A 23,487-nucleotide genomic window follows, 5' to 3' on the forward strand; every position below is an offset into this window, starting at 1 on the left:
GTGCGTCGGCGCGCGGTTCATGGGTGGGGCCGTTGCGGTGCGTCAGCCGGGAGAGCCCGCGGGCCGGATGCTGCGCAGCAGCCGTTCTCCGGACTCGCGTAGCTGGTCCTTGACCTCGTCGAGGCCGGATGCGAGCAGGACGTGATCGCGTTTGCGCCACGTGCCGGCGACGATCACGGCTTCGATGTTGGCGATGTCGGCGTGCAGGACCGTGGCGACCGGGTCGTGCGCCGGCCACAGGTTGAGCGCTCGGGCGTCGACGGCGACCAGGTCGGCCTGCATGCCCGCCTCGATCCGGCCCACCTTGTCTGCCAGGCCCAGTGCCTTCGCTCCTTCGACCGTGGCCCAGGCAAGCGCCTGTTTGCCGGTGACGGACGGTGTGTTGGCGTACATGCCGGTCGTCTGCCGGTGGTGGGCATGGTCCAGGCTGCGCTGGTGGGCCAGGGCGATCCGGGCGGCGGTGAGGACCGCGCCGGGTACGGCGGTGTCGATGTCGGTGCCCAGGGAGGGTGCCGCGTCCAGGCTCAGCAGGGATCCGGTGATGGGTGTGCCGTGCCCCTGGCCCAGTTCGTTCTCCGGGGTGGTGGTGAAGGTGACGCCCGCCTCGACCAGCGTCTTCAGCCAGTCCGCGGGCAGGTCGGCTCCGTGCACGACGTTGGTCAGGGGGCTGAACAGCTCGGCGTTGCACACAGCTTCCCAGCCGGGTGAGGGTTCGCCGCCGCTCTGGTGCATCGAGACGACGAGGCCGCGTTCCGCACCGGCTCGGAAATCGGCCGCCGCCGTCTCCGGCGAGGAATACTGCGGCCCTTGCAGCGCCATGCCCAGAGTCAGGAGGGCGTGCTCGCGGACGGGACCGTCGAGCAGTCGGTCGATCTCGGCGAGAGGGTGAGGGGTCTCCGGTGACCTGTAGGGCGTGCCGTGCAGGAAGACGGCCCGGATTCCCGCCTGGAGCAGCCCCTCCACGGCCGCGTCGGCGTGCTCGGGCGAGAGGGCGTTGTGACACCAGTCGCCCACCGTGGTCGTACCGCAGTTGATCTGGTTCAGCGCGCCGGCCAGGTTGCTGATGTGCATGTCGGCCGGGGTGTAATGGCCGACGCACTCGCCGTGCAGGTGCGTGAGGTACTCCATCAGCGTCCAGTCGGCGCCCGCGGAGCGCAGCGCGGTCTGCCAGGTGTGCAGATGGGCGTTGACCAGGCCGGGGATGAGGATGCGGCCGGAGAAGTCGACGACCTCGGCGTCGGGCGCCTCGATGGTTTCGCCGACGGCGGCGATGGTCTCGCCGTCGACGAGGATGTCGACATGCTCGGCGTCCGGCCGGTCCGGCGTCATGGTGATGACTTGCGCCCCGCGCAGCAGTATGCGGCTCATTCAGTGGCCCCCGAACCGGGGGAGGTGTAGCTCGGCTGGGACATGGTGCGGCTCCTTGCCTGCGGCGTCATTGCCCGCACGGCGGCTTGTGTGGTGGTGAGGAAGTCCCGAGTGGCGATGTGCCCGATGTAGCCGTCGGGACGGATCAGCAGCAGCGTGTCCCCGGTCAGGCCGTAGGCGCTCTGCAGCGTGTTCTCGGGGTCGGAGAGGGCGCGGCCGTCGCCCGCGGCCGATCCGACGGTCAGCCGCTTCAGTCGGGCGCCCCTCGTCGGCCAGTCGAGGAGTTCGAGGTCCCGGGCGGCGCCGGGGCCGTAGGCGATGGCGGTGAAGTGCGGTCCCTGGAAGAAGTTGAACAGGCGGGTCTCGGCGCCGTCGGCGCCGAGCAGTCGGGCGTCCGGGGCGCGGTCGCCCACGCGCAGCGTGCTGGTGTCGCTGCTGTCGCCGTCGGCGGGGGCGAGCGGGCCGCCGTAGTAGGTCAGGGAGAGCTGCTGCTCGTCCTTGCCGCGCTTCATGCTGGAGGGGTCGAGCTTGGCGATGCCGCCCCATTTCTCCGTGGACAGGCCCAGGACCCCGGCGGCGATCGGCTGCCGCTCGGCCTCGTAGGTGCTCAGCAGGGCCGGGTCGGCTCCGGCGAGGACCTGGCCGAGCTTCCAGCCGAGGTTGTAGCCGTCCTGCATACCGGTGTTCAGGCCCTGGGCACCGGCCGGGGTGTGGACGTGCGCGGCGTCGCCGACGAGGAAGACACGTCCGCGGCCGTAGTGCTTCGCAAGACGGATGTTGGGCCGGAACACGGACTTCCAGTGGATCTCGTGCAGCTGGATGTGCCGGTTGCGGGTGTGGGAGTGGATCCGGTCGATGATGGCGCCGATCTCCTGGGGCGGCTTCTCGTCGGGCGTGAGCCGGATCATCCACTGGAACATGTCGCTGTGGGGCAGCGGGCAGGCGCCGATGAGCTTGCCGCCGAGGCCGGGCCACATGTGCCACCGGTTGCGGGCCAGGCCACTCACGGAGGCATCCACGATCAGCACGCGGTCGGACTCGTCCGTCGTCCCCACGAAACCGATGTCGAACTGCTTGCGCACCGCACTGGAGCCGCCGTCGGCCCCCACGGCATAGCGGGCGACGATCTCCTCGACCCCGTCCGCGCCCACCACCTTGGCGACCACGGTGTCCTCGTCCTGCGTCAGCTCGGTCAGTTCCTTGCCGAACTCGACCTCACGGCCGAACTCACTGAGCCGGGCGTGCAGGGCGCGGTCCGTGCGGAACTGCGGGATCAGCCAGGTGTTCGGGTACGGGACGTCCGGGGTCGCCTCTTTGTGGGGGAACATCTTCCACGGCACACCGATGGGACCTGCATGGAGCCCGAGCTTGGGATAGATGTCGCCGCCGGCCAGCACGTCGTCGAGAGCGCCGAGGTCTTCGAGGACTTCGAGGCTGCGGGGCTGGATGCCCTTGGCGCGCGAGCCGTCGAAAGCGTGGGGGGACCTGTCGACGATCCGGACGTCGAGTCCGCGCCGTACGAGGTCGATCGCCAAGGCGGAGCCCGAGGGGCCGGCGCCGATGACCAGTACGTCGATGGCCTGCGGCCTGTTCATGAGTCGAGCCTTTCGGTGCGTGCGGACACGAACGAGACGAGCTGATCGGCGACATCGCAAGGCCGTTCGAATGGGGCCATATGCCCGCATTTGGTAATTACATGATGTTTCTGAGGTTTCAGCAGAGCGCGCGCTGTGTCGAATTGCGCCAGCGGCGTGACGTCGTCCTCGTCGCCCCACAGCAGCAGCGTTGGAATGCCCAGTGCCCCGGTCCGCCGGAAGAGGTCCTCACGGCCGGTGAGAGGCAGGTGCTGCAGGGTGTCGAAGGCCGCGTACATCGAGCCCTCGAAGCGGAGGCAGTCGAGGACCATCTCGGTCAGTTTCGTGCCGAGTTCGGGGTCGCGGACGTTGTGCCCGAGGTGCCCCTGGAGCAGCTGAAGGCCGCGGCGGCGGGCGACCAGTCCGGCCGGCAGATCACTGCGCAGCAGCCGGTGGGGGGAGGTCAACTGCGGTTTCGCGAGACCGGCCGGCCCGACGATGGTGAGAGTCGACACCGACGAGCGGTACTGGGCGGCGTACGTCATGCTGACCAGCGCGCCCATGGAGGTGCCAACCAGGTGCAGGGGCCGCGCCGTCAGGCCGAGCCGGTCCGTCAGCTCGGCCAGCTGTCGCGTGAACAGCGTCTCGTCGTATCGCGCCTGTACCCGGTCGGAGTAGCCGCGGCCGTAGGCGCTGCAGGTCAGCGTGCGCAGCCCGCGGGCGTGCAGCTCGCTGACGAGGCCGTCCCAGTAGAACAGCGGGATGGTCAGAGCGCCCGCCATCAGGACCACTTCCCCGTCCTCGGGCCCCGTCAACTCGTAGTGGGTGACGCCGTCGGACAGCTCGATGAAACTGCCGCGCAGCGCCTTGCGCGAGTCGGCGGTGAGCTTGCGGTCCTCGCCCGAGGCGACGAAGTACTTCATGGAACGGGCCTCCTTGCCCTCAGTTCGCGGGGGTGTCGGCGCAGGAGCCGAGGAACTTCGCGATCGCGTCCGCGACCCACTCCGGTTCCTCCTCCGGCAGCAGATGTCCGCCGTGGGGGTGGACGAGCTCCTGGGCGCCGGGGATGTCGCGGGCGAAGTGCTGGCCGTCGATGCTCGCGCTGCGCAGCACCAGCGTGGGCACCGTGATGCGGGGGATCTGCGCGCTGCGGTCCGGCTGGTCGGTGTTGCAGAAGTCGACGAAGGCCGAGCGGTTACCGGGGCGGCTCATGAGCTGATAGGCGCGGTCCACCATGGAGTCGTCCACGATCTGCGAATACGGCCCGACGGTCTCGCGCAGGCTGCGCTCGATGGCCCCGCGCGGCATCACCCGCCTCAGCAGGGGCCGCACCAGCGGGTTGCGGGTCAGGCGCATCCCCGCGGGAACCGTCTTCTCCGGGTAGCCGGTGGCATTGACCAGTACCAGGCCGGTCAGCCGCTCCGGATGATCCAGCGCGACGTTCCAGGCGATGTTGCCGCCCAGGGAATTGCCGGCCAGCGCGTAGCGCGGCACGCCCAGCGCCTCCAGGAAGCCCGCCACCGTGGCGGCGTATGCCGGAACGCGGTAGTCGCGGTCCTTGCGCGGGCCGGTCAGTCCGAACGCCGGCAGGTCGGGACGGATGACATCGAACGAATCCGACAGCAGATCCGTCGCGCGGTCGAAGTGCTGCAGGGATGAGGCGCTGCCGTGCAGCAGCACGAGTGCCGGGCCGTGCCCAGCACGCTTGTAGTGGATCCGCAGGCCGTCCACCTCGACGAACCGGGAATCGGGCTGGGGCTCAGACCAGGTACTCATAATGGCTACACTGTTGCCGATATGGTGGTCGTGTCAAGAGGAACCCCCCGCGTGTTACGACCGCGGTGGTCTTGAGCGAGGAGATGGATCAGTTGGTGCGCCGCGCTGCCGGTCGTCCGCCGGTCCCACCGGACCGGATCGTCGCCATGGCGCTGCGGGTCGTCGACGAGGAGGGAGCGGAGGCGCTGTCGATGAGGGCCCTGGCCGAGCGCCTGGGCTCGGGTACGGCGACCCTGTACCGGCATTTCGCCAACCGGGCAGAGCCCGGGGCGCAGGTCGTGGACCACATGTTCGGCCTCGTGGAGCTGGACGATCGGGAACTGGCCTCGGCGAGCTGGCAGCAGTCTCCGAGGGTGGTGGCACACGCCATGTTCCGCGCCTTGGGTCGGCACGGGAACGCTGCCCGGCTGCCGGCCGAGCAGATTCCGGTCGGCCCAAAGCGATGGCGCTGCGGGAACGCTGTGTCGCGGTTCTGCTCAAAGCGGGATTCGAAGCCTCACTGGCCACGCACGCGTACGTGACGCTGGCTCGCTGCGTATGTGGCCTGGCGATACAGCTCACCCATGAGAACGATGCCGGTGGACGGCGCAACGAGGAGTCGGTCGCTGCCCTGCGGGGCGTGGATCCGGCACAGTTCCCCGCTGTCCACTCCATCGCGGAGGCGTTGCCGGTGCCTGTCGAAGAGGTCTTCTCCTTTGGGTTGGATCTCATCCTCAGGGGGCTGGGAGCCATCCGTGATGGTGGCTGACCAGGGCAACAGCTGCGTCGAGCGTCAGGTCGTAGCAAGTCCGGCGTGGACCCGGTAGGTCCTCGGCCTGAGCAAGACGGTTCGTGGGCTCTTCAAGTGCAAGGTCAACGAATCGCAGTGAGCATGTGGGGCCGGCCCAGCATGGACGCTCGCAATCCGGACTTGGGGCGTCTGAACGCGTGTATCGCCTTCCCGTGGCCACCACTGAGACGCGACTGATCAGTGCGGGTGGGCGAGGTGTCATTGGTCAGCGGATTCGAGACCCCACAGGTGGGGACGCTTACCGGCGCCCGCAGGGTGCCTCCCCCACGCCTCGGCTTCGCTCGCGCGGGAGGACCCCCATCGCCCACCCGTGCCGCCTGGGGGCACCTCCCAGGCCCCTGAGGCACTGGGGGAGGCACGCCTGCCCGCGGCTATGTGGTCGGCGTGACTGCAGCACCCGCAAGGGGCGCTGGGGGTACCCCCGGCCGAAGGCTGGGGGGGAACTGCGCGAGCAACCCCACCCACCCGCAGCCGACACTCATCCGCAACCTCCCCGAACCCCACTCGGCTCCCCCCGTCAGGGCATGGCACGCTTGGGGCATGGCCGTGCAGATCAACCCCAGCATCCTGTCCGCCGACTTCGCCCGCCTCGCGGACGAGGCGAAGGCGGTCGAAGGCGCCGACTGGCTCCACGTCGACGTCATGGACAACCACTTCGTCCCGAACCTCACGCTCGGTGTGCCGGTCGTAGAGTCCCTGGCCCGTGCTACGGACACCCCGCTGGACTGCCACCTGATGATCGAGGCCCCCGACCGGTGGGCACCCCAGTACGTCGAAGCGGGTGCCTCCTCCGTGACCTTCCACGTGGAGGCGGCGGCCGCCCCGGTGCGGCTCGCGCGGGAGATCCGGGCGAAGGGCGCCCGCGCGTCCATGGCGCTCAAGCCCGCGACGCCCATCGAGCCGTACGAGGACCTGCTCCCCGAGCTGGACATGCTGCTCATCATGACGGTGGAGCCGGGCTTCGGCGGCCAGGCGTTCCTCGACATCATGCTGCCGAAGATCCGCCGCACCCGGGAGTTGATCAGCAAGCACGGACTGGAGCTGTGGCTCCAGGTCGACGGCGGAGTTTCCGCGTCGACGATCGAGCGGTGCGCGGACGCAGGAGCCGACGTTTTCGTGGCAGGTTCCGCGGTGTACGGGGCAAACGACCCGGCAGAGGCGGTACGTGCACTACGCACCCAGGCGGCGACGGCCACCGCCCAGGCGTCGTGGGCGTGCGACCACTGAGGTACGGGAACGTGAACGGCTCCGATCAGGGCTGATCAAGTGCGCCGGATCTGCAAGGATGAACGGCGTATCCAGAGTGTGAACAGCAGTGAGGAGATGGCCGTGTCGGGTATGTCGGCGGGCCGGTCAGCCATGCGGATGGGACCCGCAGAGCTGGTGCAGGCGGCGGCCATGGCCCGCCGCTTCTACCTCGAAGGCAAGTCCAAGATCCAGATCGCTGAGGAGTTCGGCGTCAGCCGCTTCAAAGTGGCCCGGGTACTGGAGACTGCCCTCGAAAGGGATCTCGTACGCATCGAGATCCGCGTACCGGCCGAACTGGACGCCGAGCGCTCGGACGCGCTCCGCGCCCGGTACGGCCTGCGGCATGCCGTGGTGGTCGAGTCCCCGGCCGAGGCGGAGGAGACCCCCGACCCCGAGAACCTCGGCGAGGTCGCCGCGGACCTGCTCGGCGAACTCGTCAACGAGGGAGATGTGCTCGGCCTCGCCTGGGGCCGGTCCACCATCCACATGGCGGCCGCCCTCGACCGGCTGCCGCCGTGCACGGTGGTGCAGCTGACGGGCGTGTACGACGCCGGGACCTCCGAGCGCGGCTCGGTCGAGGCCGTTCGGCGCGCCGCGCAGGTGTCGGGCGGCGACGCGCACCCCATCTACGCGCCGATGCTGCTGCCCGACGCGGCCACCGCGGCGGCGCTGCGCAACCAGACCGGGATCGCCCGTGCCTTCGAGTACTTCGACAAGGTCACGGTCGCCTGCGTCTCCATCGGCTCCTGGGAGCGGGGCATCTCCACGGTGCACGACATGCTCAGCGACGAGGAGCGTGCGCACTACGCCACGCTGGGCGTCGCCGCCGAGATGGCCGCGCACCTCTTCGACGCCGAGGGCCGCCGGGTGGGACGGGACCTGGGGGAGCGCTGCATCACGGTCAAGGCCGACCAACTGCGCCGTATCCCGGAGGTCGTCGCGATCGCGGGCGGTCAGCGCAAGGCGGCGGCGATCGACGCGGTGCTGCGGTCGGGGCTGGTCACCAGCCTCGTCACCGACACCTCGGCCGCCGACTTCCTGATGACGGCGGGCACCACCCCCAAGCCCGCACTGAACCGCGCGGACCCGGACGGTCCCTGACCGGGACCATGGCGGCGCCGCGGTGGCCGGGTGACAACGCTGCCGCGGCGAGACGGAGGCCGGGAGAGAACGCGAATCCTCAGGACGCGGCCGGCGGCAGCGCCGCGTCGATCAGGACGGCCGCCGTCTCCCGGGCGACCGCACCCACCGACGGGTCGCGGTCCATCCGCGCGGACACCACGCCCCCGTCGTACAGCAGGTGCAGGCGGCGGCCCAGCACCTCGGGGTCCGGGGCGCCGGCCTCCCGGGCGAGGTCGGTGAACAGGGCCCGGATCCAGGCGCGGGAGACGTCGGAGGCCTCCTCGATGCTGCTGCCGTGCTTGGCCTCCGCGCTGGCCGCCATGAAGGCGCACCCGTGGTAGTTCTGCTCGGCGAACAGTTCCGCCTGCGCGTCGAAGACGGCCAGCAACCGGTCCCGTGGCGTGTCGGCGCCGTCGACAGCGCGCAGCAGCCGCTCGGTCAGCCTGGCGTGCCGGGAGTCGAGGTAGGCCCGGATCAGCTGTTCCTTGCCGCCGAAGGTGTTGTACAGCGAGGCCTTGGCGACCCCGGCGCGCTCGATGATCCGGTCGATCCCGACCGACTGCACGCCCTCCGCGTAGAACAGCTCGTTCGCCGCCGAGAGCAGCCGCTCCCGGGCGGTGGGGGCCTTGGCAGCGGTCAACGTCTTCGTCATGCCACTCACCTTCCCGACACTTCCAGTCTAGGGCTGACCAGACCGGTCTACCCAGTCATCTCTGCTCGGTCGTCGTGCCTGTACGACTCTGTTCGGTCATCGTGCCTGCGTGACGCGCTCAGGCTGTTCCGCCCGGACCGGCACCGTCTGCGGGCCGCCGGACGCCACCATCACCCCGGGGGCACTCTGCGGCCCGCCGCGCAGCAGCAGGGCCGCCAGGGCCAGCAGTGCCAGGGCGATGACCACCGCGCCGTACTCCTCGGAGGTCGGGATCAGCCCGCCCCCGTGCACCACCAGCGCGCCGGCGGCGACCGAGGGGACGCCCATGCCGAGGTAGGCGACGACGAACAGCAGGGACAGCACGCCCGAGCTCTCGTGGGGCTTGGTCAGCGGCAGCACGGTGCGGATGCCGCCCTGGAAACCGCTGCCGAAGCCGAAGCCGGCGACGGCCGTCCCGGCGAAGAACAGCGCCGGTGCGCCCAGGTCCACCGCGACCAGGGTCAGGCCGACCCCGGCGACGAGCGCGCCGATGCCGGTGTACATCACGGTCGCGGACCGGGCGTTGCGCAGGGCGAGGATCGAGGTGGCCGCGACGAACGCGAGGACGAAGAGGCCGAGGCCGCCCCAGACGGCGGAGGTGGAGCCGACCAGGGTGCGGACCAGGGCGGGGCCGAGGGAGCCGTAGAACCCGGCGAGGGCCCAGACGGCGAAGATGACGGGTGCCGCGGCGAGGACCGGACCACGGACCGTGCGCGGGAGCTTGATCTCGGGCACCAGGCTGGCCAGGGCGCCCGGCGCCTTGGTGACGGTCTCGTCGATCAGGGCGATGGCGGCGGCCTGGGCGACGAACACGGCCAGCAGGCCGAGGTAGATCGCGTGGGTGGGGGCGGGCAGGTACTGCACGACGAAGCCGCTGACCAGCGAGCCCGTCGCGGTGCCGAGGCCGGGGGCGAAGGCGTTCGCCATGGTGCCGCGGGAGCGGTTGATGTCCATCATCGCGGCGCCGACCGCCCCGAGCGCGGCGCCGGTGGACAGGCCCTGCACGACGCGGGCGAGGAGCAGTTCGCCGACGCCCCCGGCCGTGGAGAACAGCAGCATCGCGGCGGCCTGGGCGGCGATCGCGGTGATCAGGACCGGGCGGCGGCCGACGTGGTCGGACAGCTTGCCGAGGACCAGCAGGCCGGACAGGACGGCGATCGCGTAGACGCCGAAGACGACCGTGGTGGTGATCGGGGAGAAGCCCCATTCGGCCTGGTAGGTCGCGTAGAGCGGGGTGGGCGCGCTGGAGGCGGCGAGGAAGGAGACGACGACGGAGGCGAGCACGTAGAACGCCGCGCGCGGCGGGATCGGCCTGCGTGCTGCCGTCGTGCGCTCGGTGCGCTCGTACGGTGCGAGGTGGTTCATCGGAGATCCTTCGCGGGGACGGGGCCGAAGAGCGTCGGTCGGAGAAGCATGGTGAGTAGACCTGTCTGTCTACCTGTCCTGGTCAACCCCATAGACAGGTCTGTCTATTCCACCGCGCGAAAGATTCCTCGGGAAAGTTCGCGCCCGGACCGTCCCGGAGTGCTCGAACCACCCGGCCAGGCGGCGTCGCCGGTCGCAGTCCCCGCTGAGGCCCCGGACCTGGTCGCCCGGCACGCGTTCATGTGGTGCCGCGACGGCAGGCACTCGTGCTGTGATCCGACCGTCTCGACGCGGTTGAATGGAGCGTCTTCCTCCACTGAACGCCGTCAACCCCGAGTATGTGTACGACAGGCCGTGCGCCGATCGCAACGGGAGGACGCGTTGACCACTGAACCCCAGTCCGTGCCGGGAGCCGAACCGCAGCCGGTGCTCGGTCCGTTGACCACCGCCGCGATCTTCCTGGTGCTCACCGTCCGTCCTGGCGGCGAGGGGACGGCGCGGGAGGTGCTGGGCGATCTCCGGGCGCTGCAGCGCAGTTTCGGGTTCGGTGCTCCGGAGGCCGCGCTGAGCTGCGTGGCGGGGATCGGCTCCGATGCCTGGGACCGGCTCTTCGACCACGCCCGCCCGGCGGGCCTGCACCCCTTTCGTCCACTGGAAGGCCCCCGGCACACGGCGGTCGCCACCCCCGGCGACCTCCTCTTCCACATCAGGGCCACCCGGTTCGACCTGTGCTTCGGGCTCGCCGCCGAGATCATGCACCGGCTGCGCGACGCGGTGACCGTCGAGGACGAGGTGCCGGGCTTCAAGTACCTCGACGCCCGCGACCTGCTGGGCTTCGTCGACGGCACCGAGAACCCGGTCGGCGCCGCCGCCCGCCGGGCCGTCCTGATCGGCGCGGAGGATCCCGGACTGGCCGGCGGCAGCTATGTGGTCGTGCAGAAGTACCTCCACGACCTCGACGCCTGGAACGCGCTGCCCGTGGAGACGCAGGAGCGGATCATCGGCCGTACGAAGGCCACCAACCTCGAACTGGAGGAGCCGGCCTCCCACGTGGATCTGAACACGATCACCGGACCGGACGGCGAGGAACAGCAGATCCTCCGGGACAACATGCCCTTCGGCAGCCCCGGCGACGGCGAGTTCGGCACCTACTTCATCGGGTACGCCCGGACGCCGGACGTCATCGAGCAGATGCTGCGCAACATGTTCCTCGGCACCGAGGACGCCACCCACGACCGGATCCTCGACTTCTCCACCGCGGTCACTGGCACACTCCTCTTCGTGCCGTCCGACGACTTCCTGGACGACCTGCCCGCGCTCCCCGGAGCCGGCGAGAGAGGACGCTGAGAACGATGTCCGCGCATGTGATCGTGCTCCCGGGCGGCGGCTACGTGCAGTACGCCGAGCACGAGGCCGAGCCGGTGGCCGAGTGGCTCACCGGGCTGGGGCTGGGACTCGAGGCGAGCGTCTTCCGGTATCCCCTCGGGGTCCGGCATCCGGCGCCCCTCGAAGCGCTGCGCGCCGAGATCCGGCGCCTGCGTGCCGAAGGGGCCGACAGGATAGGGCTCGTGGGGTTCTCGGCGGGCGGGCATCTCGCGGGTCTGGCCGCCCTGGCCGCGGACGGCGACGTGCGGGCAGCGGTGCAGTTCGCCGTGCTCGGCTACGCGATCACCTCGATGGAGACCGAGACCTACCGGCCCTCCCAGAACGTCCTGCTGGGCGAGGACGCTCCGCCGGCGCTGCGCCGGGCCACCTCGCTCGACGCGCTGGTGACCCCGTCGGCGCCCCCGTTCTTCCTCTGGCACACGGCCGAGGACCCGTACGTCTGGCCCGAGCACACCTACCGCCTGGCCACCGCCCTGGCCGCCCACGACGTGCCTCACACCGTGCACGTCTACCCGCACGGCCCGCACAGCCTGGGCCTCGCCCACGACGCGGGGGAGGCCTCGACCTGGACCCGCTCGGCGGCGGCCTGGCTGGCCGAACAGACCGCCCCCGCCACCTCACTTGGACGCCACTGAGATGACGACGAGCCCCTATCCGGTCACGCTCGACCTCGCCGGAGTCACCGACAAGGCCGGCCTCATGGACCGGATCGCCTCCGCCCTGGACCTGCCCGGCTGGTTCGGGCGCAACTGGGACGCCCTCACCGACAGCCTCCGCGACCCCTCGGTGTGGCCGCCGGAGGCCGTCGACCGAGGGCTCCGGATCGTCGTCACCGCCTGGCAGGGATACGCGCGGACCAGACCGGACGAGTGGGAGACCGCCCGGCGGGTGTTCACCGACGCGTCCGCCGACGAACCCGCGCTGACCGTCACCCTCGTCCCCCAGTGAACCCACGTTGCGCCGTAGGTTCGTCCAAACGGTCTCTGACCTGCCTGGACGTTCGTCCCGGGCATGACGTGCCGGTCGGCATGGGAGAATGAAGTACGTGCTTTTCCCTCTGGCCGGCCGGTCCGGGGGTCACCTCTGATCGACTGGGATGTGCGGCACGTGCGTTTCCTCAATGACATCCAGCCCGCGTACGACCTGACGTACGACGACGTCTTCATGGTGCCGAGCCGCTCCGCGGTCGGCTCGCGGCAGGGCGTGGACCTCGGCTCGCCGGACGGCACGGGCACCACCATCCCGCTGGTCGTCGCCAACATGACCGCCATCGCGGGCCGGCGGATGGCCGAGACGGTGGCCCGGCGGGGCGGACTCGTCGTGATCCCGCAGGACATCCCGATCGACGTGGTCACCGATGTCATCACCTGGGTCAAGAGCCGCCACCTGGTGCTCGACACCCCGATCGTGCTGGTCCCGCACCAGACCGTCGCCGACGCGCTGGCCCTGCTGCCGAAGCGGGCGCACAACGCCGGCGTCGTCGTCGACGAGGACGGCCGCCCCGTCGGCGTCGTCACCGACCGGGACCTCACCGGCGTCGACCGGTTCACCCAGCTCGCCGAGGTCATGTCCCGCGACCTGCTGCTGCTCGACGCGGACATAGACCCCCGCGAGGCCTTCAACAAGCTGGACGCGGCCAACCGCCGCTACGCCCCGGCCGTGGACCGGGACGGCAAGCTCGCCGGCATCCTGACCCGCAAGGGCGCCCTGCGCGCCACCCTGTACACCCCGGCCACCGACGCGCACGGCCGGCTGCGCATCGCCGCCGCCGTCGGGATCAACGGGGACTTCGCGGACAAGGCCAAGCAGCTGCTCGACGCGGGCGTCGACACGCTGGTCATCGACACCGCGCACGGCCACCAGGAGTCGATGATCAACGCGATCAAGCTGGTTCGCGGACTCGACCCGCAGGTCCCGATCGCGGCCGGCAACATCGTCTCCGCGGAGGGGGTCAAGGACCTCGTCGACGCGGGCGCGGACATCATCAAGGTCGGCGTGGGCCCCGGCGCCATGTGCACCACCCGCATGATGACCGGCGTCGGCCGGCCGCAGTTCTCGGCGGTCCTGGAGTGCGCCGCCGAGGCGAGGAAGTACGGCAAGCACGTGTGGGCCGACGGCGGTGTCCGGCACCCGCGTGACGTCGCCATGGCGCTGGCCGCAGGTGCGTCCAACGTGATGGTCGGCTCCTGGTTCGCGGGCACCTACGAGTCCCCGGGCGACCTTCAGCAGGACGCCGACGGGCGGCTGTACAAGGAGTCGTTCGGCATGGCCTCCGCGCGGGCGGTGCGCAACCGCACGTCGGAGGAGTCGGCCTACGACCGGGCCCGCAAGGCGCTCTTCGAGGAGGGCATCTCCACGTCCCGGATGTTCCTCGACCCGGCCCGGCCCGGCGTGGAGGACCTGATCGACTCGATCATCGCGGGTGTGCGGTCGTCCTGCACGTATGCCGGCGCGGCGTCGCTGGAGGAGTTCGCCGAGAAGGCGATCGTGGGGATCCAGAGCGCCGCCGGGTACGCGGAGGGGAAGCCGCTGCACGCCAGCTGGAGTTAGGCCGCCGACGGGGGAGCGTTGCAGGCGACCGCTCGTGTTCTACTTCGTATGCGGCTGTCGCCGGTCCCGTCCTGCACCACCTGAAAGCTGAACGACCCCTTGCTGAACGATCTCGACGAACGCATCGTGCACGCCCTGGCCGAGGACGCCCGCCGCTCCTACGCGGACATCGGGCAACTGGTCGGCCTGTCCGCGCCCGCCGTCAAGCGGCGCGTGGACCGGCTGCGCGCCACCGGAGCGATCACCGGATTCACCGTGCGGGTCGACCCGGCGGCCCTCGGCTGGGAGACCGAGGGGTTCGTCGAGATCTACTGCCGGCGCAACACGTCCCCCGAGACCATCCAGCGGGGTCTGGAGCGCTACCAGGAGGTGGTGGCCGCGTCGACGGTCACCGGTGAGGCCGACGCCGTCGTGCAGGTCTTCGCCTCCGACATGCGGCACTTCGAGAGGGTCCTGGAGCGGATCGCGGGGGAGCCGTTCGTGGAGCGGACCAAGTCGGTGCTGGTGCTGTCGCCGCTGCTGAGGAGGTTCTCCTCGGGGGCGCCGGGGTGAGGAGCGGGGCAGAGCTCGGGGGTGCGGCGGTGTGCCGGGCGGGGGTGGTTCGTGGCTGGTCGCGCAGTTCCTCCCCCAGCCTTCGGCCGGGGGTACCCCCAGCGCCCCTTCAGGGCGCGGTTCCACCGCCGACCCAGGGGCGCGGGGAACTGCGCGAACGGCCCCCACCGGCCCGCGCCCGGCACACCGCCGCACCCCCGGAGCCCTACTCAGCGGTCTTCCTCGCCAACGCGTTGTTCCCGATGGAGTTGTGCACGCTGAAGCTCACCGCGTCCGAGCGATAGCGGTCGTCCGACCACTCCACCGGTCGGCCCTCCCGCGTGGTCGTCACGCGCCGCACCCGCAGCAGCGGGCTCGTGCGGCGGATGCCGAGCAGCTCCGCGTCCTGCGCACCGGCCGCCACCGCGTCTATGACGTGCTCGCCGTACGCGAAGACCAACCCTTTGTCCTCGTACAGGCGTTGCGTGACCGACGGGCAGTCCGGCTCTATCGCCTCGACCGCCGGAGAGATCCAGTCCGCGTACACCGTGCGCTCCAGCAACACCGGTTCGCCATCCAGCCCGCGTACCCGCAGCACATGCAACACGGGCGTACCGAGGGCCAGTTGGAGGCGCACACCGTCCTCCTGCGTAGCCGGCCGGTACTCCTGGGACACCACGTGTCCCGTCGCCTCGCGGCCCATCGCCTTCGCCCACTGCGCGAAGCTGCGCAGCTCCGCGAAGCTCTGGCTGCGCCGGGTGGCCAGGACCACGCGGCGGGCGCCCTGGCGGGAGCCGATCAGTCCCTCGGTGGTGAGCGCGGCGACCGCCTGGCGGACCGTGCCGCGGGAGACGCCGTACTCCGCGGCGAGCTCCGTCTCCGAGGGCAGCCGACTGCCGACCGTGTACTCCTCGCGGTCGATGGCGCGCCGCAGCTCGTCGGCGATCTCCTCGTGTCGCGCCGTCATGCTTCCCCTCTGAGTAGGCCGCTGTGCACAGCGTGACCAGCCTAATCGACGTTCCCGGGTGATTCGTGTCAGCCTGGGACCACCCAGGAATGTGCAGGGAATTGGGGGCCAGGATTTTTCCGGAGTTCACAGTCCCGACACCCACGCCGGGCGTACTGTGAGCCAACTTGTTCAGACAAGTTCGCCGGGCGCCGCCCACAGCGCCACCCACCCTCGTGCGTACTCCCTGGAGAGACCGTGACCGTGTCCCTGCCGAGAACCGCCCTCCTCGGCGGCTCTCTCGCCGCCGTAGCCGCGCTTGCCCTCAGCGCCTGCGGCGCCGCCCCCGACAACGCGTCGTCCACCACCTCCGACGGCAAGAACGCCGCCACCGCCACCTCCGCCGCCGACCTCGGCGGCATGGACAAGCTGATCGCCGCCGCCAAGAAGGAGGGCACGCTGCACATCATCGCCGTGCCCCGCGACTGGGCGAACTACGGCGCCATCATCGACGGCTTCCAGAAGAAGTACGGCATCAAGATCGAGGACGAGAGCCCCGACGGCTCCAGCCAGGACGAGATCAACGCCGTGACCTCGCGCAAGGGCCAGGACCGGGCGCCCGACGTCCTCGACCTCGGCTCGTCGTTCGCGCTCAGCGCGGCCCAGCAGGGGCTGCTCGCGCCGTACAAGGTGACCTCGTACTCCGACATCCCCACAGGCCAGGCGGACCCGCAGGCCCGCTGGTACAACGACTACGGCGGCTACATCTCCATCGGCTGCGACGCGAAGCGGGTCAAGACCTGCCCGACCACCTTCGCCGACCTGCTCAAGCCGCAGTACAAGGGCCAGGTCGCCCTCAACGGCAACCCGACCAAGTCCGGCTCGGCGTTCGGCGGCGTGTACGCGGCCGCGCTCGCCGACAAGGGCTCCTTCGACGACATCCAGCCCGGTCTGGACTTCTTCGCCAAGCTGAAGAAGAACGGCAACTACACGCCCGTCGAGTCCACCCCGGCCACCGTCGAGAAGGGCGAGACGCCCATCTCCATCGACTGGGACTACCTGAACGCCGGGTACGCCGACGAGTTCAAGTCCAAGGGCGTGGACTGGAAGGTGGCCATCCCGGCCGACGGCCAGTACGCCCAGTACTACTCCCAGGCCATCAACAAGGACGCCCCGCACCCGGCGGCCGCCCGCCTGTGGCAGGAGTACCTGTACAGCACCGAGGGCCAGAACCTGTGGCTCAAGGGCTACGCCCGCCCGGTCCTGATGTCCTCGATGGAGAAGGCCGGCACGCTGGACAAGACCGCCGCCGCCAAGCTGCCCGCGGTCACCGGCACGCCCACCTTCCCGACCGAGGCCCAGCAGGACAAGGCCAAGACGGTCCTCTCGACGGGCTGGTCGAAGGCCGTCTCCGGATGACGGCCACGCTCACGCGGGCCGACGTGGCGTCCGCCGCTTCCCAGAAGCGGCGGCGCCGCGCCCCCGGCTGGCTCGCCGTCCTCCCGCTCCTCGTCTTCACGGCCGTCGCCTTCGGGCTGCCGGCCGTGGCCATGCTGAACGGCGCCTTCACGGTCAAGGACCCGGCCAGCGGGGTGAGTTCGTACACCGCGAGCAATCTCGGCGACTCGCTCCAGGGGCCGTACCTCACCGCCCTCGTCGGCAGCGTCAAGCTGTCCGCGCTCTCCGCCCTCATCGCCGCCGTCCTCGGGCTGCCGCTTGCGCAGGCCGTCGTCAGCTCGCGCTCCCGGGCGCTGCGCGAGGCCGTGCTCACCGCCTCCGGTGTGCTCGCCAACTTCGGCGGCGTGCCGCTGGCGTTCGCGTTCGTCGCGACCCTCGGCAACGCCGGTGTGCTCACCGTGCACCTGCACCTCGCGGACCACGGCTGGGACCTGTACAGCTTCTGGGGGCTCGTACTGGTCTACCTGTACTTCCTGATCCCGCTGATGGTCCTCACCATCACCCCGGCCCTCGACGGACTGCGCACCCAGTGGCGGGAGGCCGCGCTCAACAACGGCGCCACCGGCGTGCAGTACTGGCGGTTCGTGGCCCTGCCCGTGCTCGCGCCCTCGCTGCTCGGCGGGCTCGTGCTGCTCTTCGGCAGTGCCTTCGCCGCCTACGCCACCGCCGCCGCGATGGTCGGCAGCGCGGTCCCGCTCGTCACCCTCCAGATCGCCGACGCCCTCTCCGGCAACGTCCTGGTCGGCCAGGAGAACGTGGCCCTCGCCCTGAGCCTGGACATGGTGCTGGTGGCGGGCGTGGTGATGGCCGTGTACCTGCCCCTGCAACGACGGAGCGCCCGATGGCTCGACGCCTGACCCCCTGGCGCTGGGCCGTCCTAGGCCTTGCCGCCCTCTACTTCCTGGTCCCGCTGGGCGCCTCCGTCGTCTTCACGGTCGACGTGCCCGGCCAGGGCGTCACCTTCGACGCCTACACCCAGATCCTGTCCGCCGACGGGTTCACCTCCAGCCTGCTGCTCTCGCTGGAGCTGGCCGTCGCCACCATCGCCGTCGTACTGCTGCTGATGGTGCCCGCCGTCGTCGCCCTGCGGCTCGGCGCGCCCAAGCTGCGTCCGGTGGTCGAGATCGTCTGCTCGCTGCCGCTGGTGGTGCCGCCGATCGCGTTCGTCGCCGGCATCGTGACCGTGCTGAAGTGGGGACCGGACTATCTGTCCAAGACCCCGCTGTTCGAGACGTTCGTCGCCGTCCAGAACCCGACCTTCCCGGTCGTCCTGGTCCTCGCCTACGTCGTGATGGCGCTGCCCTTCGTCTACCGGGCCCTGGACGCCGGGCTGCGCGCGATCGACGTGCGCACCCTCGTCGAGGCCGCCCGCAGCTGCGGCGCCAACTGGCCGCAGGCGCTCGTGCGGGCCGTGCTGCCCAACCTGCGCGGGGCTTTGCTGAACGCCTCGTTCCTCACCCTGGCCCTTGTGCTCGGCGAATTCACCGTCGCCCGGCTGCTCGGCTTCGAGCCGTTCGCCGTGTGGATCTACAACGTCGGCGGCTCGCAGGCCCAGATGTCCGTCGCCGTCTCCGTGCTCAGTCTCCTGGTGACCTGGGCCCTGCTCCTCGCGCTCGCCGGTGCCGGCGGCCGTGACCGAACCGCTTCCTCCCGGGGATGACACACCATGACCACCGCCACCCTTGAGAAGGCCGCGACCGTCGAATTCCGGTCGCTGCGGCGCGAGTTCGGCGCCACCGTCGCCCTCGACGGACTCGACCTGACCGTACGGCCGGGGGAGTTCCTGGCCCTGCTCGGCCCGTCCGGCTGCGGCAAGACCACCGCGCTGCGCATGCTCGCCGGCTTCGAACACCCGGACTCCGGCGCCGTTCTGGTGGACGGCGAGGACGTCACCCACGTACCGGCGCACCGCCGTGACGCCGGGATGGTCTTCCAGTCGTACAGCCTCTTCCCGCACCTGAACGCCGTCGACAACGTGGCCTTCGGGCTGCGGATGCGCAAGGTGCGCACGAGTGAACGGCGGGCACGGGCAGCCGAGTTGCTGGAGCTCGTCGGGCTCGGCGACAAGGGGGAGCGGTTCCCGCACCAGCTCTCCGGCGGCCAGCAGCAGCGCATCGCGCTCGCCCGCGCCCTCGCCCTGCGGCCCCGCGTACTCCTCCTCGACGAGCCGCTGTCGGCCCTGGACGCCAAGGTCCGGCTGTCGCTCCGCGAGGAGATCCGCCGCCTGCAGCAGGAACTCGGCATCACCACCCTGTTCGTGACGCACGATCAGGAGGAGGCGCTGTCCATCGCCGACCGGGTCGCCGTGATGCGCGCCGGACAGCTCGAACAGTGCGCGGAACCGGCCGAGTTGTACGGCCGCCCGGCCACCGCCTTCGTCGCCGAGTTCGTCGGCACGATGAGCCGGATCCCGGGGACGGTCAAGGACGACACCGTCGAGGTGCTCGGGCAGCGGCTGCCGGTCGACGGACAGGCGCCGGGCGCGGGCGAGGTCGACGTGCTCGTGCGGCCCGAGGCGGTCCGGATGCGCGCGGACGGCGCCGGTACGGCCACCGTCGTCGCCACCTCCTTCCTGGGCGCGGTCGTCCGGGTCACCGTACGGCTCGCCGACGGCACCGAGGCCAAGGCAGACCTGCCCGCCCACGAGGCCGCCGAGCTGGGGGCCGGATCCGCCGTGAGCGTGTCCCTGCCCGAGCGGCCGGTGCTCGTGGCACCACGCGTCCAGAAGTAACGCTTCCCGAAGTCCCGCCCCCACGTGAGGAATGACAACAACGTGACCCCCCACCCACGACTCCCGCTCCAGGCCGTCCTGTTCGACATGGACGGCACGCTCGTCGACACCGAGCGACTGTGGTGGGAGGCGGTGGAACAGGTCGCCGGGCGGCCGCTCACCGCGGCCGACGAGCCGGAGGTGCTCGGCCGGCCGGTGGAGCACACCGCCGGCTGGCTCGCCGCCGGGACGGGCCGGCCGGCCGCGGCGCTCGCGGCCGCGCTGCACCGGGATTTCGCGGACCGCGTCCGCACCGGCATCGTGCCCCGCCCCGGCGCCCTGGACCTGCTGGACGCGCTGGCCGCGGCCGGCGTCCCCACCGCCCTGGTCACCGCGTCCCCACGCGCGGTCGCCGACCTCGTCCTCGACGCCCTCGGCCCCGGCCGGTTCGCCGTCTCCGTCACCGCCGACGACACCGGCCGCACCAAGCCCGCCCCCGACCCGTACCTGGCCGCCTGCCGTGCCCTCGGCGTCGACCCGGCGGCCTGTGTCGCGGTCGAGGACACCGAGACCGGCGTCGCCTCGGCCGAGGCCGCCGGATGTGCGGTGCTGGCCGTGCCCTCGCTCGCCCCGATCGGCGGCGCGCCCGGCCGGACCGTCCGTGACACGCTGGTCGGGGTCACCCCGAAGGAGCTGAGCGCCATGGCCGTACCGCAACTGCGGGTGATGTCCTGGAACCTGTGGCTCGGCGGCAGTCCGGTCGACGACCACCGGGCCAAGCAGGTCAAGGCGATCATGGACGCGGGCGCGGACGTCGTCGGCCTCCAGGAGACCGCCGGGACCAGCGCGCAGGAACTCGCCGAGGCCCTCGGCTGGCACCACCACGCGGCCGGCGAGAATCTCGGGATCATCAGCCGCTTCCCGGTCACCGCCCGCCTCGGCGACCCGGACGTCGGCTTCTACGGCGCCGCCGGGGTGCGGATCGCCGTCCGCCCCGGCCGCGAGGTCGAGATCTGGACCGCGCACCTGCACTACACACCGTACGGGCCCTACGAGTTCCACTTCGACGGGCTCGGCGCCGACGAGTTGGTCACCCACGAGGAGGTGCGGCTCGGGCAGATGGGGGAGGCCCTGCGCCGGATCGGGCACGGCGACGTACCCGTGGTGCTGGTCGGGGACTTCAACTGCCCGTCCCACCTGGACTGGCCGGCGGTCGCGTGGCCGGTGACCAAGGCCGCCGAGGCCGCCGGGTTCCGGGACTCCTACCGTGAGGCGCACCCGGACCCGGCCGCCGCGCCCGGCCACACCTGGTCGCCGATCCACCCCGTCCACGAGGACGGCAGCGGGCGGCCCGAACCGCAGGACCGGATCGACTACGTGCTGCACAGGGGTCTGCGCGTGCTCGACTCCCGGACCTGCGTCGGCGGCACCCCGGTGCCCTGGCCCGACGTGGCGGGCAACGACTGGCCCTCCGACCACGCGGCCGTCGTCACCACGTTCGCCGTCGAGCCGTAACCAGGGGTTACCCGGGGCAACCATTGCGGTCGGGGTGACGATCCCGTAAGTTGTGCGGGCCTCCCCCCTACTCACTGGTAACACCGGTAGGTAACCCATGCGCTGGCCCCTCGGCCGACCCACCACCGTCCGCGCGCGGATCGTGGCGCTCGCGCTCGCCCCGGCCGTCGCGCTGACGGTCCTGTGGAGCTTCGCCATGGTGTCCGTCACCGCCGAGCTACGCGCGCTGATCCGGCTCCAGGGGGTGTACGGCGACTTCGGCACCCCCGTCGACACCGCCGTCGGGCAGATCCAGATCGAACGGCGGCTGTCGGCGGCCTACCTGGGGGCGCCCCTGGACACGGCGACCGCCACCGACCTGCTCGCCCAGCAGCGGCGCACCGACCGTGCGGTGGCCGCCATGCGGGACGCGATCCGGGACGGCGACCGCGGGCGCCTCAGCGACCGGCAGCGCGAGGTGCTCGACGCGATGGTGACCGCCACCGGCAGGCTGGAGAAGCTGCGCGGGCAGGTGCTGTCCCGGAAGATCTCCTGGGACGGCGCCGTCGCCGGCTACAGCGCCGTCGTGGAGCCCGGCTTCGACGTCGAGTCCACCCTCACCGCGCTCCAGGCCGGGCAACTGGCCCGGGAGGCCCAGGTCGTCGTCGAGCTGGTGCGGGTACGGGAGTTCGTCTCGCGCGAGGACGCGCTCGTCGCCGGGGCGCGGGCCGCCGGACGGCTCACCGACGGGCAGTACGACACCCTCACCGCGACCATCGAGGACCGGCGGGTCTTCGAGCGGACCTATGTCCCGGACCTGCCGTCCGACTCACGGGCGCTGTTCGAGAGGTTCCAGGACGGCGCGCTGCACCGCTCGCTGGTGCGCGGCGAGGACGCGCTGCTGCGGGCGGGCGCGGACCGGGCCGGTGCGGCCGTCGCCGCGGGCACCTGGCGGTCGACCACCGACCGGGCCGTCAAGCATTACATGCTGCTGTGCACGCACGCCGCCGAGAACTCCGCCGCCCGCGGACGGGCCTTCGCCTACCGGGAGCTGGCCAAGGCGGCCGTCGTCGGCGCGGCCGGACTCGCGGCGGTGGGCCTGTCGCTGTGGTTCGCGGTGCGCGGGGCGCGCCGCATCTCGCGCCGCCTGGAGATCCTGCGGGACGCGGCCGATCTGCTGACCGCACGCCAACTTCCCGCCCTCATGGAGCGATTGAGCGCCGGTGAGGACGTGGACGCGGTCATCGAGGCACCGCCGCTGGCCGCCGGGGAGGCCGGGGACGACGAGATCGGGGACGTCGGCCGCTCGTTCAACCGGGCGCGGCTGGCCGCCGTCGAGGCCGCGGTCAGGCAGGCCACGCTGCGCCGGGGCCTGTTCGCGGTCCTCCTCAACATCGCGCGCCGCAACCAGGCCCTCGTCCACCGCCAGCTGAAACTCGTCGACACGCTGGAACGGCGCACCGACGACCCGGCCGTCCTCGGCGAACTGTTCCGCATCGACCACCTCACCACCCGGATGCGCAGACACGCGGAGAGCCTGATCATCCTCTCCGGCGCGACCCCCGGACGGCGCTGGCGGCGGCCGGTGCCGATCGCCGACGTGGTGTCCTCGGCGGTCGGCGAGATCGAGGACTACCCGCGGGTCGTGGTACCGCCGATGCCCGAGGTGGGCGTGGCCGCCGACGCCGTCGCCGATGTCGTGCACCTGCTCGCCGAGCTGCTCGAGAACGCCACGGTGTTCTCGCCGCCGCACACCCAGGTCACCCTGCGCACCGGCCGGGTCGGCCACGGCTTCACCCTGGAGATCGACGACCGGGGCCTGGGCCTCGACGCCGACCAGCTCTCCGAGGCCCGCCGCACCCTCATCGACCCCGACGCCTTCGACCCGACCCGCCACGACCGGCTCGGTCTCTACGTCGTGGGCCGCCTCGCCGCCCGGCACGGCATCGAGGTGACCCTGCGGGAGTCGCCGTACGGGGGGACGACGGCGGTGGTGCTGCTGCCGGGGGCGGTGCTGGCCGAGGTGGAGCCGGAGGGCGGCCGACGGGACGGGGTACGAGGAGGCCGGCCGTCGTCGGCGGAGGAACGGGGACGGCCGTCGTCGGCGGAGGGACACGGACACCGGCCCGGGTCCGCGGTCGGTGTGCTGTCGCCGTCCGGGCCGGGTGGGTCCGAGACCTCCGCCCCCGGCACGGACCTGCCCCCGCCCCCGGTCCTGCCCACCCGCACCCGCCAGGCCTCCCTCGCCCCCGGGCTGCGCGCGGAGCGGCCTCCCGGTGAGGCGCGTGACCTGGACGCCGACGAGATGCGGGCGGTCTTCGGAGCCTTCCAGCGCGGCCTGGACCGGGGGCGCAAGGGACTTCCGGCCGGCCCCGAGGAACCGAACCACACCGAGGAAGGGACGCGTGCCGACGATGACCAGTGACGACCAGCCCCAGCCGCCCGGCACCGCGACCGCCCCGGGCTCGGGCACCGCGG

22 protein-coding genes are annotated in these 23,487 nt (G+C 71.5%); 15 read left to right on the forward strand and 7 right to left on the reverse strand.

Annotated features, from left to right (window positions below; all coding sequences use genetic code 11):
• Positions 1-42 precede the first annotated feature (42 nt).
• The 4 genes from ACFY0P_RS31540 to ACFY0P_RS31555 are packed head-to-tail and all read right to left on the reverse strand — an operon-like array spanning position 43 to position 4,718.
• Positions 43-1,368: an amidohydrolase family protein gene (locus tag ACFY0P_RS31540; protein WP_388920584.1), complete on the reverse strand. Its 1,326-nt coding sequence runs from the start codon at positions 1,366-1,368 to the stop codon at positions 43-45.
• Positions 1,365-2,963, reverse strand: a complete 1,599-nt coding sequence (locus tag ACFY0P_RS31545; protein WP_388920586.1) for an FAD-dependent oxidoreductase — start codon at positions 2,961-2,963, stop codon at positions 1,365-1,367. Before ACFY0P_RS31545 ends, ACFY0P_RS31540 begins: the two co-directional genes overlap by 4 nt.
• The gene (locus ACFY0P_RS31550) at positions 2,960-3,865 is read right to left on the reverse strand and encodes an alpha/beta fold hydrolase (RefSeq protein WP_388920589.1); all 906 of its coding nucleotides are present in this window, start codon (positions 3,863-3,865) and stop codon (positions 2,960-2,962) included. The genes ACFY0P_RS31545 and ACFY0P_RS31550 overlap by 4 nt, the downstream gene beginning before the upstream one ends.
• Positions 3,866-3,884: 19 nt before the next feature.
• Complete coding sequence (locus tag ACFY0P_RS31555) at positions 3,885-4,718, reverse strand: alpha/beta fold hydrolase (RefSeq protein WP_388920591.1); 834 nt, start codon at positions 4,716-4,718, stop codon at positions 3,885-3,887.
• A gap of 71 nt (positions 4,719-4,789) precedes the next feature.
• Here ACFY0P_RS31555 and ACFY0P_RS31560 point away from each other — a divergent pair, with 71 nt between their 5' ends.
• The 4 genes from ACFY0P_RS31560 (at position 4,790) to ACFY0P_RS31575 (ending at position 7,857) form a co-directional block, all read left to right on the forward strand.
• Complete coding sequence (locus ACFY0P_RS31560; RefSeq protein WP_388920594.1) at positions 4,790-5,239, forward strand: TetR/AcrR family transcriptional regulator; 450 nt, start codon at positions 4,790-4,792, stop codon at positions 5,237-5,239.
• Complete coding sequence (locus tag ACFY0P_RS31565; RefSeq protein WP_388920597.1) at positions 5,161-5,466, forward strand: TetR/AcrR family transcriptional regulator C-terminal domain-containing protein; 306 nt, start codon at positions 5,161-5,163, stop codon at positions 5,464-5,466. The genes ACFY0P_RS31560 and ACFY0P_RS31565 overlap by 79 nt, the downstream gene beginning before the upstream one ends.
• Positions 5,467-6,048: 582 nt before the next feature.
• Complete coding sequence (rpe, locus tag ACFY0P_RS31570; protein ID WP_133026031.1) at positions 6,049-6,735, forward strand: ribulose-phosphate 3-epimerase; 687 nt, start codon at positions 6,049-6,051, stop codon at positions 6,733-6,735.
• A gap of 78 nt (positions 6,736-6,813) precedes the next feature.
• On the forward strand, positions 6,814-7,857 hold the full coding sequence (locus ACFY0P_RS31575) for a sugar-binding transcriptional regulator (RefSeq protein ID WP_388920600.1): 1,044 nt from the start codon (positions 6,814-6,816) through the stop codon (positions 7,855-7,857).
• Between the two features lie 79 nt (positions 7,858-7,936).
• Here ACFY0P_RS31575 and ACFY0P_RS31580 read toward each other — a convergent pair whose 3' ends face one another.
• Positions 7,937-8,530 carry a TetR/AcrR family transcriptional regulator gene (locus tag ACFY0P_RS31580; RefSeq protein ID WP_388920603.1) on the reverse strand — a complete coding sequence of 198 codons (594 nt, stop codon included), beginning with the start codon at positions 8,528-8,530 and terminating at the stop codon, positions 7,937-7,939.
• A gap of 96 nt (positions 8,531-8,626) precedes the next feature.
• Positions 8,627-9,934, reverse strand: a complete 1,308-nt coding sequence (locus tag ACFY0P_RS31585; protein WP_388920606.1) for an MFS transporter — start codon at positions 9,932-9,934, stop codon at positions 8,627-8,629.
• A 381-nt stretch (positions 9,935-10,315) separates the two neighbouring features.
• Here ACFY0P_RS31585 and ACFY0P_RS31590 point away from each other — a divergent pair, with 381 nt between their 5' ends.
• From ACFY0P_RS31590 to ACFY0P_RS31610, 5 genes are all read left to right on the forward strand, one after another.
• The gene (locus ACFY0P_RS31590) at positions 10,316-11,281 is read left to right on the forward strand and encodes a Dyp-type peroxidase (RefSeq protein WP_388920609.1); all 966 of its coding nucleotides are present in this window, start codon (positions 10,316-10,318) and stop codon (positions 11,279-11,281) included.
• Positions 11,282-11,286: 5 nt separating this feature from the next.
• The gene (locus tag ACFY0P_RS31595; RefSeq protein WP_388920612.1) at positions 11,287-11,955 is read left to right on the forward strand and encodes an alpha/beta hydrolase; all 669 of its coding nucleotides are present in this window, start codon (positions 11,287-11,289) and stop codon (positions 11,953-11,955) included.
• A gap of 1 nt (position 11,956) precedes the next feature.
• Positions 11,957-12,268 (forward strand): barstar family protein, encoded by a 312-nt coding sequence (locus ACFY0P_RS31600; protein WP_388920615.1) that lies wholly within the window; start codon positions 11,957-11,959, stop codon positions 12,266-12,268.
• Positions 12,269-12,427: 159 nt separating this feature from the next.
• Positions 12,428-13,870 (forward strand): GuaB1 family IMP dehydrogenase-related protein, encoded by a 1,443-nt coding sequence (locus ACFY0P_RS31605; protein WP_388920618.1) that lies wholly within the window; start codon positions 12,428-12,430, stop codon positions 13,868-13,870.
• Positions 13,871-13,969: 99 nt separating this feature from the next.
• Positions 13,970-14,422: an Lrp/AsnC family transcriptional regulator gene (locus tag ACFY0P_RS31610; RefSeq protein WP_046726552.1), complete on the forward strand. Its 453-nt coding sequence runs from the start codon at positions 13,970-13,972 to the stop codon at positions 14,420-14,422.
• Between the two features lie 205 nt (positions 14,423-14,627).
• On the opposite strand, the gene ACFY0P_RS31615 is transcribed toward ACFY0P_RS31610, so the two are convergent.
• Positions 14,628-15,368: a GntR family transcriptional regulator gene (locus ACFY0P_RS31615; RefSeq protein WP_388920620.1), complete on the reverse strand. Its 741-nt coding sequence runs from the start codon at positions 15,366-15,368 to the stop codon at positions 14,628-14,630.
• 237 nt (positions 15,369-15,605) lie between these two features.
• On the opposite strand from ACFY0P_RS31615, the gene ACFY0P_RS31620 reads away from it, so the two are divergent.
• The 6 genes from ACFY0P_RS31620 to ACFY0P_RS31645 all read left to right on the forward strand — a co-directional run bounded on the left by ACFY0P_RS31620 (position 15,606) and on the right by ACFY0P_RS31645 (position 23,434).
• Entirely contained in the window at positions 15,606-16,766 is a 1,161-nt protein-coding gene (locus ACFY0P_RS31620; protein ID WP_388920623.1) for an ABC transporter substrate-binding protein, read from the forward strand.
• Positions 16,763-17,662: an ABC transporter permease gene (locus ACFY0P_RS31625; protein ID WP_388920626.1), complete on the forward strand. Its 900-nt coding sequence runs from the start codon at positions 16,763-16,765 to the stop codon at positions 17,660-17,662. Before ACFY0P_RS31620 ends, ACFY0P_RS31625 begins: the two co-directional genes overlap by 4 nt.
• The gene (locus ACFY0P_RS31630; protein WP_388920629.1) at positions 17,647-18,465 is read left to right on the forward strand and encodes an ABC transporter permease; all 819 of its coding nucleotides are present in this window, start codon (positions 17,647-17,649) and stop codon (positions 18,463-18,465) included. The genes ACFY0P_RS31625 and ACFY0P_RS31630 overlap by 16 nt, the downstream gene beginning before the upstream one ends.
• Before the next feature lie 6 nt (positions 18,466-18,471).
• Positions 18,472-19,536 carry an ABC transporter ATP-binding protein gene (locus tag ACFY0P_RS31635; protein WP_388920632.1) on the forward strand — a complete coding sequence of 355 codons (1,065 nt, stop codon included), beginning with the start codon at positions 18,472-18,474 and terminating at the stop codon, positions 19,534-19,536.
• A gap of 42 nt (positions 19,537-19,578) precedes the next feature.
• A complete protein-coding gene (locus ACFY0P_RS31640; RefSeq protein WP_388920635.1) occupies positions 19,579-21,030 on the forward strand; it encodes an HAD-IA family hydrolase in 1,452 nt (483 codons plus the stop codon).
• A 97-nt stretch (positions 21,031-21,127) separates the two neighbouring features.
• Complete coding sequence (locus ACFY0P_RS31645; RefSeq protein WP_388920637.1) at positions 21,128-23,434, forward strand: nitrate- and nitrite sensing domain-containing protein; 2,307 nt, start codon at positions 21,128-21,130, stop codon at positions 23,432-23,434.
• The last annotated feature ends 53 nt before the right edge of the window (positions 23,435-23,487 follow it).

This window comes from Streptomyces sp. NPDC001714, assembly GCF_042892755.1.
Classification (GTDB): domain Bacteria; phylum Actinomycetota; class Actinomycetes; order Streptomycetales; family Streptomycetaceae; genus Streptomyces.

Coding starts and splice junctions, on each gene's coding strand:
- ACFY0P_RS31585 (WP_388920606.1), bottom strand. CDS start 9,934: ATGAACCACCTCGCACCGTACGAGCGCACCGAGCGCACGACGGCAGCA.
- ACFY0P_RS31625 (WP_388920626.1), top strand. CDS start 16,763: ATGACGGCCACGCTCACGCGGGCCGACGTGGCGTCCGCCGCTTCCCAG.
- ACFY0P_RS31580 (WP_388920603.1), bottom strand. CDS start 8,530: ATGACGAAGACGTTGACCGCTGCCAAGGCCCCCACCGCCCGGGAGCGG.
- ACFY0P_RS31540 (WP_388920584.1), bottom strand. CDS start 1,368: ATGAGCCGCATACTGCTGCGCGGGGCGCAAGTCATCACCATGACGCCG.
- ACFY0P_RS31555 (WP_388920591.1), bottom strand. CDS start 4,718: ATGAGTACCTGGTCTGAGCCCCAGCCCGATTCCCGGTTCGTCGAGGTG.
- ACFY0P_RS31550 (WP_388920589.1), bottom strand. CDS start 3,865: ATGAAGTACTTCGTCGCCTCGGGCGAGGACCGCAAGCTCACCGCCGAC.
- ACFY0P_RS31595 (WP_388920612.1), top strand. CDS start 11,287: ATGTCCGCGCATGTGATCGTGCTCCCGGGCGGCGGCTACGTGCAGTAC.
- ACFY0P_RS31545 (WP_388920586.1), bottom strand. CDS start 2,963: ATGAACAGGCCGCAGGCCATCGACGTACTGGTCATCGGCGCCGGCCCC.
- ACFY0P_RS31630 (WP_388920629.1), top strand. CDS start 17,647: ATGGCTCGACGCCTGACCCCCTGGCGCTGGGCCGTCCTAGGCCTTGCC.
- ACFY0P_RS31645 (WP_388920637.1), top strand. CDS start 21,128: ATGCGCTGGCCCCTCGGCCGACCCACCACCGTCCGCGCGCGGATCGTG.
- rpe (WP_133026031.1), top strand. CDS start 6,049: ATGGCCGTGCAGATCAACCCCAGCATCCTGTCCGCCGACTTCGCCCGC.
- ACFY0P_RS31615 (WP_388920620.1), bottom strand. CDS start 15,368: ATGACGGCGCGACACGAGGAGATCGCCGACGAGCTGCGGCGCGCCATC.
- ACFY0P_RS31600 (WP_388920615.1), top strand. CDS start 11,957: ATGACGACGAGCCCCTATCCGGTCACGCTCGACCTCGCCGGAGTCACC.
- ACFY0P_RS31565 (WP_388920597.1), top strand. CDS start 5,161: ATGGCGCTGCGGGAACGCTGTGTCGCGGTTCTGCTCAAAGCGGGATTC.
- ACFY0P_RS31635 (WP_388920632.1), top strand. CDS start 18,472: ATGACCACCGCCACCCTTGAGAAGGCCGCGACCGTCGAATTCCGGTCG.